Annotated in this window: 9 protein-coding genes; 3 read left to right on the top strand and 6 right to left on the bottom strand. The window is 66.7% G+C overall.

The window, feature by feature from the left end; translation table 11 throughout:
- Window positions 1-59: 59 nt before the first annotated feature.
- From AB4Z37_RS02160 to AB4Z37_RS02150, 3 genes are read left to right on the top strand one after another with little or no spacing between them, the layout of a single operon-like run.
- Complete coding sequence (locus tag AB4Z37_RS02160) at window positions 60-1,673, top strand: tetratricopeptide repeat protein (protein WP_441515028.1); 1,614 nt, start codon at window positions 60-62, stop codon at window positions 1,671-1,673.
- Window positions 1,673-4,450 (top strand): eCIS core domain-containing protein, encoded by a 2,778-nt coding sequence (locus tag AB4Z37_RS02155; protein WP_441515027.1) that lies wholly within the window; start codon window positions 1,673-1,675, stop codon window positions 4,448-4,450. Before AB4Z37_RS02160 ends, AB4Z37_RS02155 begins: the two co-directional genes overlap by 1 nt.
- A 34-nt stretch (window positions 4,451-4,484) precedes the next feature.
- Complete coding sequence (locus AB4Z37_RS02150) at window positions 4,485-5,849, top strand: hypothetical protein (protein WP_441515026.1); 1,365 nt, start codon at window positions 4,485-4,487, stop codon at window positions 5,847-5,849.
- A 20-nt stretch (window positions 5,850-5,869) separates the two neighbouring features.
- On the opposite strand, the gene AB4Z37_RS02145 is transcribed toward AB4Z37_RS02150, so the two are convergent.
- From AB4Z37_RS02145 to AB4Z37_RS02120, 6 genes are read right to left on the bottom strand one after another with little or no spacing between them, the layout of a single operon-like run.
- A complete protein-coding gene (locus AB4Z37_RS02145) occupies window positions 5,870-7,216 on the bottom strand; it encodes an ATP-binding protein (protein WP_441515025.1) in 1,347 nt (448 codons plus the stop codon).
- Window positions 7,217-7,223: 7 nt separating this feature from the next.
- On the bottom strand, window positions 7,224-10,691 hold the full coding sequence (locus AB4Z37_RS02140) for a contractile injection system tape measure protein (protein WP_441515240.1): 3,468 nt from the start codon (window positions 10,689-10,691) through the stop codon (window positions 7,224-7,226).
- Between the two features lie 14 nt (window positions 10,692-10,705).
- Window positions 10,706-12,757: a hypothetical protein gene (locus tag AB4Z37_RS02135; RefSeq protein ID WP_441515024.1), complete on the bottom strand. Its 2,052-nt coding sequence runs from the start codon at window positions 12,755-12,757 to the stop codon at window positions 10,706-10,708.
- Window positions 12,758-12,772: 15 nt separating this feature from the next.
- Entirely contained in the window at window positions 12,773-16,432 is a 3,660-nt protein-coding gene (locus tag AB4Z37_RS02130; RefSeq protein WP_441515023.1) for a hypothetical protein, read from the bottom strand.
- 1 nt (window position 16,433) lies between these two features.
- Window positions 16,434-16,862, bottom strand: a complete 429-nt coding sequence (locus tag AB4Z37_RS02125; RefSeq protein ID WP_441515022.1) for a GPW/gp25 family protein — start codon at window positions 16,860-16,862, stop codon at window positions 16,434-16,436.
- A 2-nt stretch (window positions 16,863-16,864) separates the two neighbouring features.
- Complete coding sequence (locus tag AB4Z37_RS02120) at window positions 16,865-17,164, bottom strand: PAAR domain-containing protein (RefSeq protein WP_441515021.1); 300 nt, start codon at window positions 17,162-17,164, stop codon at window positions 16,865-16,867.
- Window positions 17,165-17,176: the final 12 nt, after the last annotated feature.

Below are 17,176 nucleotides of genomic sequence, written 5' to 3'. Positions count from 1 at the left end.
ACGAACCGATGGCGACCGGACGGCAGGCGGACACTGGTGTGGCCGCTGAGGGGCCGGTCATGCCGCAGCGGGGCAGGCCCGGATGGTTCGTGCTCGAGAAGCGCGCGCCCTTTTCCCAATCCCTGATCTGGCAGTTGCAGCAGCGGTACTTTGCAGAACGCGGCGTCGACGCCTGGCGCCAGGGCGAGGTGCCGCATTATGTCACCAGCAATCCCACCATCGCCAACGCCTACGCCGAGATGGCCCTGGCATTCTGGCGCGACCGCCAGCGCCTCGCGCCGCAGTCCGGGCCGCTGACGATCTGTGAGCTCGGTGCCGGCTCCGGCCGGTTCGCTTTCTATTTCCTGCGCCGGCTGGAGAGCCTTTGCGCGGAGGCTGGCGTTCCGCCCCAGGCCTTTCGCTATGTCCTGACCGATGCCGCCGACGCCAACCTCGCATTCTGGCGTAGCCATCCGTGCTTCGAGCCGTTCTTTGCTGACGGTCGTCTCGATCTCGCGCCCTTCGATGTGACGGTGCCCGGGACGCTGGCCCTGCAGGTCAGCGGCGAGGTGTGCGGGCCGGGGAGCCTTGCGCATCCGCTGCTGGTCGTCGCCAACTACCTGTTCGACAGCGTTCCGCAGGATCTGTTCCACTTCAGGGATCGGCGTCTCCAGGCGTGTCGTGTGTCGCTCGCAGTCGATACCGAGCCAGGGGCGCTCGACCTCGCCGAATTGATCGACCAGTTGCAGGTGCACTTTGACGACGAGGACGTTACGGCGCAGCCGTATGACGAGCCCTGGCTGCAGCAGCTGATCTCGTTCTACCAGCGCCAGCTGCGCGACGCTTATGTCCTGTTTCCCGCTGTCGGGTTGCGTTGCGTGCGCGCGCTTGCCGCCCTCTCAGCCCACGGGGCGATGCTGCTGTCCGCCGACAAGGGCCATCATCGCCTCACCGAGCTCGAAGGGCTTCGGCCACCGGGGCTGGTCCGGCATGGCAGCTTCTCGCTGTCGGTCAACTATCACGCTTTTGCTCAGGCCTGTGTCGACGCGGGAGGGCTGGCGCTGCTGCCGGCCGATCACCATGCCAGCATCGACGTCGTCGGCCTGTTGTGGGTCGACGACGCATCGGCGCATGGTGAGACGCAGTCGGCCTATCGCCGTCATGTGCTGGAGTTCGGCCCGGACAGCTTCTATCGCATCACCAAGCATGCGCGTCAGACCATCCCGGACATGACGGTCGACGATATCCTGGCCTATCTGCGTCTCGGCCGGTACGACAGCCACCAGTTCGGCCGTTACCTGCCGCGGCTGCTGGAGCTTGCACCGGCCATGGACGCCGGCGCGCGCCTGGACGTCATGGCGGCGGTGGAGCGGGTCTGGGAGATGTATTTCCCGCTCGGCGAGGATCTCGACCTCGCCAACCGCATCGCCGCCCTGCTCTATGCCATCGACGACCACACCGGAGCACTCGATTATTTCGAACGATCGATGGCCATCTACGGCATTGACACCGGCACGCTGTATAACATCGCGGCGTGCCACCATCTGTTGGGCGCACACGACGTCGCGGCGGCCGTGCTGCGCAAAGTCCTGGACTATGAACCCGGGAACGATGCAGCTCAGCGACTGTTGTCGGAGTGCGAGGCTGTCTCCGAAGCAGCTTCCATGCCGGCCACCGCCGAGGAGGGCCTGTGATGGGCGGCTATGCCAAGGCCGAGCCGTCGCCAATGCGCCGGGAAACCGTGGGCGAAGACGATCATCATGTCGCTACGTTGTCCGTCTCCAACAGTCGCTCGCCCGTCGAAGGTGCCGCTGGCGCGGGGGCGAGCCGGAGCTCGCCGGTCCATGTGCTGACGGCCCAGCAGAGTGCGCTCGATGGCAGGGCCATCGTGCGGTCGCACGTATCCTTGCAGCGCACACTCGATCACCGTGCGAGCGCGTCGCGCCCCGTCGTGCAACGAAAGATCAGGAGTGGCGCTCAGGTTTTCGACGGGACCGCGGCTGCTGCGTCGTTTGGTGAGCCGATGCATGGCCTGCTCACCAGCAATGAAATCCATGTCACGAACAGGGATGGCGGCCGCAGCCTGGAGCATGGCCTGAGAGGCCCCATCAAGATTTTGAGCGCTCACCACCACCTCATCGGTGAGCAACATGACAGAAGCCGTGTCGCATCGATCGAAGGCGATTGGGCGGCGGCGGTCCCCATTCTGTACGAAAGTCTATTTCCGCCATTGGCCGGACCCAGCCTCAAGAGGCCGGTGGCCGACCCCAGGGAAGTGCCGAAAGCAAAGCCGCTGGAAGACATCAGGGTGCGAGCGATCTATACAATCGCTCACGTCTCTGATCTCGTTGCGAAGGCTCAAAAGAAGTTGGATCCGGAACGCCGGACGCTTGTCAGCGCCCTGGCGTGGCTGGCCGAGACATTCAACAGATACAGGAAAGCGGACTTCGACACCGCCGCTGTCCTGGGAGATCAAGGCGATGCAGCGCTTGCTCACGGTGCAAGTGTGCAGAAGATTCGCGATCACACCAAGGATCTGATCGGAAAGCTCGTTGATGAGGCAAAACAGCTGCGGGCAGGGGGGACAGATCTCTCACCGGTAGTTAAGCTCCTCGTACAGCTCGATCCGGTGAAGGAAATGCTTCTCGCCGACGTCGCGGCGGACAAGCCGCAAAGCGTGGCAGGCGGTGGAAACAAACCGAGCCAATGGGATGATGCGAAGACGACTGAGCCGCTGTTTCAAGACCTCAAGCTAGGCCATTCGCCGACCTACGAGCCGCACTACAAGTACAATGCCCTGCGCGATGAACATATGGTGAAGGCGATCCTGGCTGGCGGCCGCCCGTCGATCGCCATCATGGGGCAGGCGCACCTGCGGGCGATTCAGGCGGACTGGAACCACGCAAGCTTCAAGTTCTATTCCGATGTATCGGCCTTCAACAAGGCCATCACGGTGATGATTCCGCTGGCACCGCAGCCGGTTGCTCTCGCCGCAGCGTCGCATGCGGCCGGTGGAGATGCGAAGAGTGTCGTACCGTCGGCAATCGCGGCGGGTGGGGGCGCCGGGGCTGTTCCGCCCGCAAATGCAACGACATCGGCGGCGGAGCCGGCGAAGGCGCCGCAACCCCCTCCCGTGCAGTTCGTGAGACGGACGAACGTTGGGTACTCGTCGATGGAGTCTCGGGCCGCGGTCGGTTCGTCCATGGGAGCGCAGGCCATCGGCGGCTTGCCATTCCGGCTCAAGGTCGGGATCGAGCATTTGTCTGGCTTCGCCATGGATGACGTGCGTGTCCACTACCATTCGCAGAAGCCCGCTGCGGTGCAGGCGCACGCCTACGCGCAGGGTACGGACATCCATCTCGCCCCGGGCCAGGAGAAGCACCTACCGCACGAAGCTTGGCATGTGGTGCAGCAGATGCAGGGACGGGTGAAGCCGACGCTGCAACTGAAAGGTATTGTCATCAACGACGATGCGGGGTTGGAGCGCGAGGCCGATGTCATGGGCGCGCGTGCGGCGCACGGACATGCCGGAGCCGCGGGGATGGAACGGGCCACACGGGCCCGACCTCCGGTTCAGCGGCTTGTCGATGCTCATACCGATAAGGGTCACACCGCCGGTGCTGTGCAAACCATGGATATCGTCCAGCGCAAGCGCGTCGAGACCAACGGTGGTGTGTTCAACTATACGGAATATGCCGCCGTCGTCGACAAGCCGGCTATTGGCGCCAACATCAAGATGACGTTTCTGCCAAAGGGCGCTGGCAAGGGAGGCAATGCGGCCGCCGCCGCCGCGGTGGATGCCAAGGCTGCTGTGAAGGCGGACGTCAAGGCAAACGCCCAGGTCGTCGATCCGGCCGTGCGGAAGGTGGGAATGATCCAGACCAACCGGCGGACGATCATGGTTCATGGCCATGACGAAGGCCCACCGGATCGTCAGCCGTCGATGACCGAGATCGAAGCCGCGCGTGCTGTGGATCGGACTCATATCGACCGTCTGGACTATGACGAAGCGACGTCGACCATGCGACAGAATAACCCGGTCTATCAGTCGGCGGACAACACGCCGGCGAGCGGCGACAAGGGGGCCTGGGTGGCGCAGTCGATCGCCGACATTCCCCAGCCCAAGCATGGTCAGCTCTGGAGTGCGGACAAGCCTCAGGACCCCGCCATTCTGATCGACAAGCCTCGGTATTCTGTCGAAATGAAAAGCCGCACCTCACACAAGGTCATCGACGAATTCGAGACGGCGGCGGTGGTGCTGGAGGGCCAGGCACAGAACACCTATCTGGGATCGGTGAAGTGGGGATGGGAGGCGCAGGGGCTCCAGGTCGCGCTGCGGGATTTCAAGCTCGGCAAGCCGGGCAACCCGAGCGCCCGCTTCCTGGCTGCCGGGAAAAAATGGAACGAGCAGAAGCTCGACGACAAAGATATGAAGATGCCGACCATCAAGGTCCCCATTCCAGGCGAGTGAAGGGGCCGATGTCCCGCGGCGCGGAGAGGGTGCCATGCAGGAATTTGCCAAAGCCACGATCCGCCCGGTTCCGCCGGCATTGGCAACGCCTGAGGCCGCCGCGTCGGTCGACGGCTATGCATCCGGGACACCGTCCATGCAGTTGCTGCAGATGCGTGGTGCTCTCGATCGCGGCCCGTCCGTTCGACCGGGGCTGGTGCTGCAGGCGGCGCTGAACCCTTCTTCTACGATTGTGCGCTCACGACCGTCGCTCCCGGCCGGGGTAACATTGGCCACCTTCGCGCGGGGCATCGTGGCGCCGCCGGACGTGGCAGATCGGGGATGGCGCGGCGGCGCGTTCGTTCCGCGGCGGGAACGGGATCGTCGTTTGAGCGGATGGGCTCCGCTTGTCGATGCTGCTCGATCACAGCCATGGCAGAAACCTGTTCTTCAGAAGAAAGGTTTGCCTGTCGGCAGCGAAGCCATCGGTATCGATGGTCAGGCAGGACCCCTGCAGCTGACGCGGCTCAATTTCGGCAAGTCAGACAAGATTTCCGGCATCTCGGACTGGATACGCAGGCCGAGTTCGAACGCGAAGGGGCAGGGGCAACATCTGACGGCCTATGTTGCGTTCCAGGATATGATTCTGTCGCATGTTCGTGGGCGCACCATTTCGCAGGCCGCGGCGCAGCTCCTGATCGTCATCGACGCTATCAAGGCTCTCCCCGGGGCCGAGCATCTGTATGGGGGCTACGTCGTTGCGTTCGAAAAATGCAAGGAGCGTCTCAAGGAAGCAACGACGATGCTCGATCAGAAGGAAGCCAGGGAGACGGTTGAAGCCGTCATCGGGGATATCCTGTCGTTGCGCAACAAGTTGCCGGATACGGCGCTCACGACGTCGGAGAAGACACCTGGCCATGGCGAGGCCAAGTCGTCCGGAATCCTTAATGTCATGGAGAATACGCTGAGGAAGGCCAAACCGTTCCCGGCAGATTGGGGAGACGACAAGGCAATCGCCAATTCGTTGCTCTTCAGCATGTGGCGGCTGCTCGATTACCAGCCGTCGAGCGGTGCAAGCTCGAACGCTTTCGCGAAGACGAAACAGCGCGTGTTGCGCCACGTCATGCAGATGCGTCTGTCCTATCCGCTCGTGTCGAAATGGCTGACCGAACATGACTGCGACCTGATGACTTATCTGGCGAAGAATTACCGGAAAGGCGAGATGCCGCTCTCCAAGCTGTCCGCCGAAGAGATCGCCGCGCTATCGAGCCACGTGGTTGAAAATACGTCGGACGCGGCGGATGAGAAAATGGCGGAAGCCAGCACCAGCACCACCACGACCACTACCAGCAGCGGTCCGAGCCAGCACACACGCAGCAAGACAAAGGTCACCAAGAAAGGCGATGAGATGGATCTCTGACGCGAGCCGGGACGGTTGCGTCACCCCACGAACTTGCCATCCTTGCGCAGTTCCCGCCGGACACCGGCGACGAGATCGGCCTGCGTGATCGCCTGCGACTCGCGTGTCACGGCCCTCAAGCAGGCGTAGCGCAGCACGTTGACGATGCTGCCGCCCGACAGCTCGTGGTCGCGCGCGAGCCTTGCGAGATCGACGTCGGATGCCAGCGGATAGGGCTTGTCACGAAAGTTGTCCTCCCACAGCCGCAGGCGCTGCTCGGCATTGGGCAGCGGAAACGAGATGATGGTTTCGAAGCGGCGCGAGAACGCCTCGTCGAGATTGCTGCGCAGGTTGGAGGCCAGGATGACAAGCCCCGGAAAATCCTCGATGCGCTGCAGCAGGTAGGCGATCTGCTGGTTGGCGGCGCGGTCATTGGCGGTGCGCGTCTCGGTGCGCTTGCCGAACAGGCTGTCGGCCTCGTCGAAGAACAGGATCATGCCGCCGTGCTCGGCGCGGTCGAACAGCGAGGCGAGGTTCTTTTCGGTCTCCCCAATCCACTTCGACACCACCCGGGAGAGGTCGGTGCGGTAGACCGGCCGGCCGGTCACCTTGCCGATCAGGCTGGCCGTCAAGGTTTTGCCGGTGCCTGGCGGTCCGTGAAACAGCGCGCGATAGCCGGGCTTGAGCCTGCGTGCGAGCTGCCAGTCCCGCATCAGGGCTGTCTCGTGCTGCTGCCAGGCGAGGATATCTTGGACCTCGGACCGCGCCGTCGAATCCAGCACGAGATCCGCCCATTCGTAGGGGGTGGTGAGCTGTTGCGCCGGAAATTCGCTGCTGAAAGTCGGCATGCGGGCCCGCCCGGTGAGCAGGCGTGACAGCGCATCGGGATCGAGCCGCAGCGGTGCGGCAAGCGCAGGTTCATCGGATGATGGCGGCGGGAGCAGGAGATGCCGGGTGAACAGCGACCGGTCCGGTGCAAACAGCGCAAGCCAGTGCAGCCGAGCGGCAAGGTCGTCTCCGGCCAGCAGAAACAGGGCGGTTTGCAGGGTCGGAATGACGCCGGCATGTTCGGGCGCCGTGCGTCCGCCGAATTCCGTGAAACGGCGCTGCAGCGCTTCACTGCGGATCAGCAGCGGATCGAGCGACTCCGGACGGATGTGCGGCAGCAGTGCCAGCACGAGCACCAGCCGTTCAGCAGGATCGAGGCCGACTGAGCGGACGAGGTCGCCATACGCGATACCGGGAGCGGGTAGTTCCGGGGCGGGATGAAGGAGCTCGCCGACATCGCAACGCGTCCCCTCGGCATGGCTCTGCAGCCGGCGTGCGAGCGCGTGGTCGAACCAGGCGACTTCTGTTGCGATGCTTTGGGCGTTCGCTCGGTCGGACATCATCACGCTACCATGTCACATGAAGGGCGCCCGGCATCCAGGCATGAAACACCACGCCGATGCTCCAGGGGATCTGGTCCACCAGCACGTCGAGCGTCTTGCGTTGGACCTGCAATCGCCAGGCGCCATCCGTCAGCGTCAGCTTGCCGTCGCGCTGCAAAAAAGTTTCCCGCAGCCCGGCGATCGACGTGCCGCTCAGGATTGGCCAATTGCCGAGGATGGACCGCAACAGCATGTCGCAGGTGTCATGCTCGTCGTCGGTCAAGGTGATGGCGCGGTCGACGGGCGCCGCGATCGGCAGGCCGCACAGCACTTTGTTGAGCGCGAGCAGCGGCTCGGGCGCATCAGTGCGGCCATCGACCAGGTATTGCAGCAGGTGGACGGCGCGCGAGGCGGCGGCTTCATCGCGCAGGCGCGGCTTTCCCCGCTCGTCGCGAGTGAGCAGTCCGAGGGCTTCGAACAGGTGAGGCAGGAAGGGGTTGGTCAGGACCAGCCCGGCATTGTCGATGAAGATCGGCTCCTGCGAGGCCTCCTCTCCTCCCGCCATCCGGAAGGACGTGCGGCGTTGCTGTGCCCCAGCCGGGCGTTGCGCCGGGGTGATTGCCGCCGATGCCTGCGTTGCGGGCGCGCGCGGCGAGGTCAACGGCTTGAGCATGCTGTCCAGGGCGGCACGGAGCGGGGCATGGCCGGCATCGCGGGCAAGACGCATCGCGGCCCGGACCAGCGCGGTCGAAGCGGCTGTGCGCTCGGCCGGGCTGGCGCCAGGGGCAGCGTGTCCGGCAGCGGCGACCAGGCGGCGTGCCAGATCGGCGACGGTGCTTCGGTTCGCCGGCGCCGCGGCTGTCTCGAACAGACTTTGCCACATGATGGTCCGGTCGAGGGCTGGTCCGGCGGCTTCGGTCAGCAGCTCCGCGGCGTCGAGCAGGTCGGGTCCCGCATGCGGCCGCGCGCGCAGGATCAGCAGCGCGAGCTGGCGCTCCGGCAGCAGACGGATCAACTGGGCGTTGTTGGGCGCCCGGGAGAGGAATGCGAGCAGCCGAAGGATCGGATCACGGCTGGTCTGTGCAAGTATTGCCTGCATCAGCTCATTCAGTAGCTCGGGCGCCTCGTCGCGCGGCGCGGCGCGGCTCAGATCGCAGGCCGCGAGTGCCTGGAACAGCCACTCGGTGTGCCTGCCGGTGCTGGTGCCGGGGGCGTCCAGCTTTTGGGCCCGGTCAGACAAGGCGCGCGCGGAGGGGCCATGCTCGGCCCCGAGCACGGGTTGGAGCAGGTCGGCAATTGGGCGCGGCAGGAGCATCCGCAGATCGTCGCGGACTTCGGCCAGCCCGCGGGCGGCGCCGGAGGCCGCAAGGCGCTCCAATACTCGTTGCAGCAATGCCGCGCTGACGGTCGTTTCGCCGCCGCTGCTGACGACCTCGAAGAGAAGAGCCGCGGTGGTGTCCTGGTGACGCAAGCCGTGGCGCTGGCCGGCGGCCGCGAGCGCTTGTGCGAGCTGGATGAGCGGGGCCGCGGCTGTCGGGGCGAGCGCCTTCAACAGCGCGTGGATCTCGGCCTCGCCGACCGCGCGCGCGATGCGGGCCCATGTCGTCTCGCGTGCCATCGTTCTGGCGAGGAACCGGCGCGCCATTGCCGGATGGTCGTGAGCCAGCAGAACGAGCGTGTCGATCCCATCCGCTTTGGGTGACATCCCGTTTGCCGTTGCGACCGCGAGAGCGGCGAGACGCGCCGCAACGGCGTCCGGCGGCTTGCGTGATGGCTTGGGGGCCGGATCGTCGGCGAGGGCATGGGGCCCGGTCGAGGGCAGGCGGTCGATCCATACGGCGATCGCATCCGAAGGAGAGCGCTCCAGCGCAGCGCGCACCGGGACATGTGCCTGGGTATCGGCGGGCCGCAGGAGCGCGAGCAGGGAGGACACGGTCGCTTCGGGGAGCAGATCGAGCGTATGCCGGACCTGACCCCGGTCGAGCCTGCGGCCTTGCAGTGCGTTGAGCACAAGCCCTGGGCGCAGTTGCCTCAGCCGGGCGATGAGCCCTTCCGGCGTGAGCGTCGGCTCGTCGATGAGGTCCTGCCACGGCAGCGCGGCCGTGGTCAGCAGATGGCGTAGCCGATCGAGGTCGCGATAGGCGGCAGCGGATGTTACGACCGCAGCGCGTGGGATATCCGGTTCGGCGTCGTTCGCAGGCAGAGGAGCAGGCGTGTCCGGAACGGCACGGGGGTCGGGGGCATGAGCCAGTTCGAGGATGATGGCTGCCAACGACGTCGCCGCCGGTGTCGTATCCATCAGACCGGCAAGGCTGGTCGCGAACACGCGTAGCATCGTGCGATAGCTCAGCTGTTCAGCGTCGGCGAGTTCCGCGATCATATGCGCGACGAAGGTCCTCCGGTTGAATTGGGTGCCGGCGTCGTTCAGCACATGGCGCAAGGCGACAAACCACAGCTGGCGTTCGAGGCTGCGTTCGGCGAGCGAGACGACGGGGCGCTGCCGCTGCACATCTCGGACCTCAGCCATATGGGCGACGATGATGTCGCTCGCTGCTGGCGTCAGCAGCCGCAGCAGGCGGCCGAGCGTGGTGGTCGCAAGCGTTTCGGCCAGCCGGCGCAGCGTCGCGTGGTCGCGGCCACGCTGGTGGAGCATCCGGACCAGCGCGACGGCCTCATGGTTCGCAAGGGTCAGCAGAAGGGCATCCGGGCCGCCACGAGGAAGAGCGCCGTGTTCCAGGAAGTCAGAAAATTCCATCAGCGAGGCGGGTGCTGCGGTGGAACGCACGGACTGCGGGGCGGCCGCGACGATCTGTTCGTTCGGTGGCGAGAGCTGCCGTGTCGCAGCGTCTCCCGGTGGCTGTGCCGCTTCGGCGATCGTCCGGATAGCCTGCAGGCGTGCCGATCGACCGCCATTCCCGTCCGGCAGGCTGGCGAGGATGCGCGCGGCTTGCTTTGGAACGAGCGTGCCGAGTTGTCTAAGATCGTCAGCGGTCAACTGCAGCGCGAGGCGCTCGGCTGCGTCCGGCTCCGCTACGGCATCGGCGATCAGGCGCCGGACACCGTCGGGCTCCCGATGGCTGAGGCCGACCAGCAGTGTGATCGGATCCGCGGCGGCACCCTTGCGATAGGGCCAGGTGCCGTTCCGGAGATAGCCGGCGAGAGCGTGAAGCAGCGCCCCGTCCGTGGGCTTGGCTTCGACGACCTGTGTCATGATCTCCGATGCCGCCGTGCTGTTCGCGATCGCTGCGGACAAGGCCTCGCGCAGCGATGTCTCCAGCCGTGCGGTGGCCGCGTCGAGATCGTTCGGAGAGATCGTCCCCAGCTTCAGGTCGAGGCGGTCGATGCGTATGACGGTGTCGGGCCGGTCGAACTCCATCAGCACCCGTTCGATCGTGGGAAGCAGGCGCGTGCGGTTGAGGTCCCCGATCCGGTCGAGCAGATCGGGCGTTGCCTGGTCGTCCGTCACCTCGACATCGATCAGCTGACGGCCGATGACATGCGGCAGCGTTACGATCGTCCGCCTCCTTCGGTCGTTGCGGCACCGGCGTTAACGTCGCCGGTTGGCAGCTTCACAAGCGCATCGCGTAACCTGACGCAACTGCGGACGATGGCCCAGGGATCGCGGGATCGCAGTGCGGTCCGCCAGGCGGTGTGGCGTGGCGTGAACGACTGCATCTCGCTGGCCGTCAGCTGATGGACACGCAAGGCGATATGCGCCGGGGTCCGGGCGCGCAGCAGCGCCACGAAGTGCGCGCGCATGTCGTCGTCGGCACGTGCGGTGCCGGGAAAGTGCATCACGACGCTGACAGTGAACGCGTAGTCGAAGGGTGGGGGCGTCGTTGCATCGCCGCGCAGGCGGCGCGCCGGGCGCAGCAGAACGTGCTCGATCACATGAAGGGTGTGCGGCTCGCCGTGCAAATGCGGGATGCCGCGCGCGAGCCCGGCCTGGTTACGGACGGAGGCTTCGGCGAGATAATCGATGCCGAGACCGCGGTCACGGCTTGCCCTCGCCACGCTGTTCAGCGTGCGGAGCTTGGCAGCGACCTGGCTGTCATCCCGTTGTTCGCGTGTTTGCTCGGTGGCGAGCTCGTGCGTCGGCGGATCGGCGGCGTAGAGCGCGAGCAGGACATCGAGGAAGCGGCTGCGCCGGGGCAAACCCGCGTCGTGTCGCGTGCGCAGGTGATCGATGGCCTCCGCGGTGGGCAGCAGATCAGCCAGGTCGGGGAGCGCCGTGGCCAGCGACTGGCCGGCATAGGTGTGCGTCAGGGTCGGGATGGTCGACAGCAGGTCACGTGCGTGGGCAAGCTGGGCCAGGTAGTCCGCCAGCAGCTGTTCGAACACCAGAAGATAGCCCTTGAGCTGTCGCGCCTGCGCCTGCCGCAGCGGCGAGGCGTCGGCCGGGAGCCCCCGTGCACCGATGCCGTAGGTCTCAGGATAGAGGCCGCGGATCGAGGCGTAGTGTGCGAGGTCGTGACGACGGCCGCGCGGTGGCGCAAAGGCCTGATGATAGTCCCGCGCCAGCGGATGGAGGCGGCGATGGCTGCGCCAGCGTTTCGCCAGTTCCTGCCGCACCCGGTTGGCGTCGAGACGGCAGGGATGGCCGTGGCGGATCAGGCGGATCGGCGGGGTCCTGGCGTCGAGAGAGGGATCGAGCCTGAGGATGTCGGCGTTGCCGACCGGGACGACGTCGGTGGCACCATAGGTCTGTCGGCCGATGCGCAGCGTGAGGTCGCTGATGCCGGAGACGCCGGGGCTTTCGGCCATCGCGCGGATCAGTCGTGTCATATCGATCCGTGAGCTTCGCGGTTGGAGATCCGCATCGTCGATGAAGCCGTTGCGCAACAGCGGCCCATCGAAAATCTGTGAGGTGGTGAGGCCGGCTGCGAGCCGGTTGGCCAGCGGCCGGCGGCGGATTTCCGGCGCCAGAAACTGACCGGCGCGATAGAGCAGGTCGGCGGCGATCGACTCAGGTTCGTCATGGCCGGCGATGTCGGCGGTGGCGCTGAGAGTCGTGCGGACCGGCTGGAGCAGCCTGACGTGCCGGACGTCCTCGCATAGCGCGCGGTGGCGCACGAAGACACCCAGCACCTGCGCAAGACGTGGATCGGCGGGCGCACCCTCGCACCGGCAGCTCTCGAGGTCCGAAGCATGGAGATCAATATCATAGAGGCCGGTGACGGCCTGTTGCGTCTCGACCGGCACCAGCCAGACGTTGGCGAGTCCCGGCACGCGGTCCATCAGCAGCTTGCGATAGTCGTTGAGCGTGACCGGCGCGCTGGGAAGGATGCGCCGCGGCGTGTGCAGCGCCTGACGGCGCATGTCGATCGTTCCGTGCGGGCCGGCCAGCAGGTCGGCAACGGGAAAACCGGCGCGGTAGCCGAGTTCGGTCACCGCGTAACACAACAGCTCCAGTGTGGTGACACCGGGGTCATGCTCGTTGACATCGCTCCAGCTGTCCGAGGCGGTCGTTTCGATGAACTGCAACGCCGCGGCGCGCAGCGTGTCATAGGCGAGGTCGGGATCGGCGGGCTGTCGGGGAATGACTGTGGGGACGGACATGGCGCGCTCGCAAGGTCATGCGGGAAGCGGGGATGGTGGCGCGATCGGCGAGCGCGCGGGGACGGGCGGCGCAGCGGCTGGCCTGGCGGTTGCCTCAGCATGGGCGACACGGATGTCATGGGTGTCGGCCGAGGTCAGGACGCACCACGGGAATGTCGCGATGGGAGGCGCGAACACGAGATTCAGCTGCGCGATCCCCGCAACGTAGGGGCGGCTCGCGATGAAGTTGGCCACCGCGACATGCACGTCGTCGCCGTCGGCGTCCTCGGCCAGGTCGAGGCCGTCGGCGCCGGGAGACAGCAACGTGTGCAGATCCTGCACCAGGCGGGTTGCGCCGTCGCCTGGCGGGCCGGAGCGGAAGACCACGTCGGCCTGAACCCGGACGCGCACATAGTTGGGATCGACCACCTGGATACGGGCGAAGGGGCTGGTCTGCTGCTGCAGGCTTGTCTGGATCTGGCTACGCAGTTCAGCAGGCGTTCGCGGCGTCCATGGATCGGGGGAAGCCGGTTGGGGGCCTGGCACCACCACGGCGAGCAGCTCTCCCGGACCGATGGCTCCGTTGCCGGCCGCGAGCACGCGCACCTTGGCGACGTTCGGAAAGCGTTCCAGCACAAGATGCTCGTGGTCCCAGGCGAGCACCGCGCGCTCCTTGTGGCGCAGCCGTTCGCCGAGCCGGATCGGCAACGTTCCTCCGGTTTCGCCTGCCCGCCCGCCGAACGAGGCGACCGGCTGATCGATCGTGGCAACGCCGGCAAGGGGCGATGCCGCGGCCTTGATGGTCTTCGCGGGGATCGGCGCGACGTCGCCGGGCACGGCATTCAGTTGCCGAGTGGCAGTGACGGCATGAGGTGTGATCGCGGCGATGGCGGCGAAGTCGTCGGGGTGCGCCTTCGGTGTCACACGGAGCCAGGACCAGCGTCCGGGGCTGGCATCGGTGCCCATGGTCGGCAGCTCAAGGGTGATGATGCCGGGTTGCGACAGGCCAAGGCTGGCGTCGTGACAACCGATGCCGTCGACAAGGTCGATCCATCCGGTCTGGCCGAGGGCCTGCCACTGGATGGGCCCGCCGCGTCCGCTCTCGCTGGGGCGTATCAGAAGCGTCAATCGTTGTGCGACCCCGAGGCCCGCGAATGCGAGGTCGAGCTGGGCATGCGGTCCGCAGGCCGGCAGCAGGGACGGTCCTGCCGGCGTCGTCGCCGCAGGAGCGAGTGCGCCCGTGGGCTGCAGGTGGAAAAAGGCGGGTGAGGATTCGCGGCGCAGGTCGAGCGCCTCGGTGGCGTGGTAATCGACCGAGAGCGCGGCGACTTCTGGCTGCCATGGCGGATTGGGATAGAGCTGCGTCACATCTGGAAGTGTCGGCGCCGGTGGCGTGCGCAGCAGGATCAGGTCGAGCAGACGGCAGAGCCAGGGGCGCGGCGGCGGCGGCGCCTGGATCGCGTGAAGCGCATGCAGCACGTTCGGCGAATACAGCTCGTCGCCGAAGCCGTACGGCGGTTCACTCAGTGTGATGCGCAGCGCCGCGCCGGTGGGGCCCCCGGGGACGACAGCAAGCGCCTCCGGCGTCAACGTGATTGTCGTGGTCGGCTGCGGCGGAGCGGCCGGCTCGGGCTTGTCCTGCGTCTCCGCCGTGCGAAACAGCCAGATCGGGATTGTCGTGGCCGGCAGGCCCCAGGGTGCGTGGCCGCTCACGCTGGCAACGGCGCGGAACGATTGGTTGGTGATGGCCGGCGAGTTGGGCGTGCGATCCGGTCCCACCAGGTATTGGGCATAATAGCCGGCGAAGCCGTGCGGGTGTGCGGGCAGGCCGAGCCAGTTGAGCGTCAGGACGAGCTTGTCGAGCGGCTTGCCGCCGATCTCGGGATGCTGGACCTCGAACCATCCGCCCATGCGGGCCGGCGCACCGAACGGCAGGAACGGCACCGTGGCGTCCACGGGGCCGTTGAGGGTGCGGATTGTCAGGCCGGGCAGGCCGGTGACGGCGGTCTCGATGGTGATCCGGCCGATCGGCAGGGCATCGAGCAGGGACAGGGGATAGACCTGCGCGGTCCCGTCCGGGCCGGTGAGCACGACCGGCTCCTGCCGAAGCTGCGCCTGTAGCGCGGGGCCTTGGATCGGTCCCGATGCAGGCGGCGCAAGGGGCGCCAGTGCCGGCGCCTCGGGCGGCAGCGCAAACTGGAAGGAGAGGGCGCGTGTGTCAGGGCCGTTTGGTGCGCTGGCATGGAGCGGCGTGAGGTTGTGCCAACCGGACGGCGTGGTGGCGGTGAAGTCGAAGGCGGCGGCGATGATCTGATCGAATGCCTGGTCGGCGGCGAGACCGGTGGCACCGGCGATGGCCTGTAGCTGTGGATCCAGCATGGATGCTGCGGCGGCAGGATCGAGATGCAAGGTCAGCGTGATCGTGCGTTGGCCGCCCGTCAGCAGCAGTAGCGGCGAGGTGATCGCGAAGCCGATCACCGCAGGCGCAGCGGTCGTGTCGGCCGTGCCGCCGCCGAACGGGGCCCAGGGACGACCGTTCGCCGCTCGTCCGTCCGGACCGATGGCGATCTCGGCCGCATGGATCCGCTGGGGTCGATCTCCCGATGACGGCGCGGTGGGGCCGAGCAGGGGGCCGCGGACCGTACGCAGTGTCCGAGCCTGCACCAGCTGGGCCCGTGTCACGTCGAGGGCCTGGTTGGCGGTGAAGAGGATCGGTTGCCCCTGTGAAGCGGCACCGGCGGGGAAGGCCATGCCGCGCGGCACGCGGGCGGGCGTGATGCCGGGCGCGCGGGTGAAGGTCAGGAACACGCGGTCGGCGACCGGCGGCTGCCGCGCCTCGTGCAGGACATCGTGGTAGTAGAAGTCGACGAGGCGGGACGGCAATGCATTGAGGCGCGTCTGTGCCTTGCGGAACTGGTTGATGAAGGCGGCGTAGAGCGCGATATGTGGTTTGAGCGGCCCCTCGGCGAAGCTGGCATCGACATCGCGCCGGGCATGGTCGGCAAGATCGGTCACGGCGCCGAGCAGCGTATCGTAAAGGGTCGTGACCGGGCCGAGCGCCGCCAGCATCTTCTGACGCCGGAAATGTCCCTGGAAGATCGCGGCGCGGGGGCAGAGAAATTCGGTCTGCCAGATCGCATGGAAGTGCCGGCAGTCGAGCGGGATCGGATGGCCGAGCGCGCCGGGTTGCCCCGCGCCGGCGGCGTAGCCGCGCAGCTCGGCCAGCAGGGGTGCAAACTCGCTCCTGATCGCCGAAGCCAGCAGGCTGCGCAGCGCGCGGGACCGCGGCGCATCACGCAGATGCGTCACGGCGCCATACCAGGCGTCGACGTCCTGCGGCAGCGACAGCACGATGTCGAACACCGCCTGCAGGTGTGTCAGCCGGTCGGCGTCACTGTGATCGCCGTGGACGCGCGCGAGCGCAGTATGGAAACGCCGTGAGTGGCCGGCTGCGTCGAACACCGCGATGCTTGCCTGCACCATTGCGCTGTCGGCGAGAAAGAACGCAGACCAGTCGCCGTCCGGCCGGTTGTCGGGATCGACATAGCGGACATGTCGACCGAATGCCGGGGCGAACGCCACCAGCTCGGCGAAGCTGCGCTCGTCGATGCCGACATAGCCGGGAGCGAGTGCGGGGCGCTGACGTCCCGCGTGGGTGGCCCACCGGCCGATGATGATCGGTGTTCGCGTCGCCATGTCAGTCATCCGGGGTGGCAAGGGTCGCCTCCCTCAGCATGAAGGGATAGACGAAGTTGCCGCGCGTGTTGGTGCGGCGGATTGCGAAGTCGATCTCGATCCGGATCTGACCGTCGCGGTCCGGATCAGGGCCGACATGGAGCGCAAGCAGGTCGATCCGTGGCTCCCACAGCACGATGGCCTGCTCGACCATGTCCTTGATCTCGCTGGTCAGCGTCGTGGTGAGGTCGCGGAACACCATGCGCCACAGATCGCAGCCGTATTCGGGGAGCATGACGCGCTCGCCGAGCGCGGTCGTGAACAGGATGCGCAGGCTCTCGCGGATGTCTTCGACGCCGCTGACCATCTCCACGCCGAGTTGTGGGCGGGAGAAGGTCGGCGGAAAGCTCCAGCCGGTGCCGAGAAATGCGGGATCGTGCGGTCTGGTCATGGTCATCCGCCAATCAGCACGGTCGGAAAACCGACCACGATGGCGCCGCCATGGGCGGTGCTGTCGCCGAGCCGGGCCGCGGGCAAGCCCATGATCAGCACGCTGGTCGAGCCGCTGATGATGCTGTCGGGCGGGCCGACACAGACCGCGAGGTCGCCGAGCTTGGCGGCGGGCAGGCCGCCGATCAGCACGGTCGGGGCGCAGGGGCCGGTGATCGGTCCGCCGACATGGGGGATCGGCGGCAGTCCCGGCGTCACCATCGGGCAGGTATGCATGTCGCTGAGGCGGGCTGCGGGAGGCATCGGCGTCCTTTC

The sequence above is a fragment of the Bradyrhizobium sp. 2TAF24 genome (assembly GCF_052115025.1).
GTDB lineage: Bacteria > Pseudomonadota > Alphaproteobacteria > Rhizobiales > Xanthobacteraceae > Bradyrhizobium_A.
The sequence above is the reverse complement of the archived record's forward strand: the minus strand, read 5'-3'. Positions and strand labels throughout refer to the sequence as shown.

Coding starts and splice junctions, on each gene's coding strand:
- AB4Z37_RS02160 (WP_441515028.1), top strand. CDS start 60: ATGCCGCAGCGGGGCAGGCCCGGATGGTTCGTGCTCGAGAAGCGCGCG.
- AB4Z37_RS02155 (WP_441515027.1), top strand. CDS start 1,673: ATGGGCGGCTATGCCAAGGCCGAGCCGTCGCCAATGCGCCGGGAAACC.
- AB4Z37_RS02150 (WP_441515026.1), top strand. CDS start 4,485: ATGCAGGAATTTGCCAAAGCCACGATCCGCCCGGTTCCGCCGGCATTG.
- AB4Z37_RS02145 (WP_441515025.1), bottom strand. CDS start 7,216: ATGTCCGACCGAGCGAACGCCCAAAGCATCGCAACAGAAGTCGCCTGG.
- AB4Z37_RS02135 (WP_441515024.1), bottom strand. CDS start 12,757: ATGTCCGTCCCCACAGTCATTCCCCGACAGCCCGCCGATCCCGACCTC.
- AB4Z37_RS02130 (WP_441515023.1), bottom strand. CDS start 16,432: ATGGCGACGCGAACACCGATCATCATCGGCCGGTGGGCCACCCACGCG.
- AB4Z37_RS02125 (WP_441515022.1), bottom strand. CDS start 16,862: ATGACCAGACCGCACGATCCCGCATTTCTCGGCACCGGCTGGAGCTTT.
- AB4Z37_RS02120 (WP_441515021.1), bottom strand. CDS start 17,164: ATGCCTCCCGCAGCCCGCCTCAGCGACATGCATACCTGCCCGATGGTG.